Origin of the sequence: Prauserella cavernicola (assembly GCF_016595675.1) — a bacterium.
In the GTDB taxonomy this organism is placed as follows: Bacteria; Actinomycetota; Actinomycetes; order Mycobacteriales; family Pseudonocardiaceae; genus Prauserella_A; species Prauserella_A cavernicola.
In genome coordinates, this window is the sequence record NZ_JAENJH010000039.1 from 1 (window position 1) to 344 (window position 344).

Sequence of the window (344 nt, forward strand, 5' to 3'; positions counted from 1 at the left end):
CACGCTCGGCTTCATCAGCAGGGACCAGACCGAAGGCTTGGCTGGGCCGTGTCCCCGGTCGCGTTAGGCCTGCTCCTGGCGCAGATCCTCGGCGAGCGCGGACTTCACGGCCGCGCTGAGCCAGGGGACCTCCTGCACGGAGTTCATGGTCAACCGGTACATCAGCGGGGCGAACACCAGTGCCATCCCGCCCTGGATGGCGAACATCCAGTGCCAGCCGGTGACCCCGGCGAACCCGTCCATGCCGAGCAGAAGACCGGAGAAGGGGCCCGCGATGATCGTCGCGAACGCGGAGCCCTTGAGGAAGATCGACACGGCGCGGCCCCGGTGGCTGTTCGGCAGTA

General features: G+C 68.0%; 1 protein-coding gene. It reads right to left on the minus strand.

The features are described 5' to 3' along the window. Nucleotides 1-63: 63 nt before the first annotated feature. Nucleotides 64-344 (minus strand): MFS transporter (locus JHE00_RS34595; protein ID WP_372440539.1); only part of this gene is annotated, 281 nt, incomplete at its 5' end.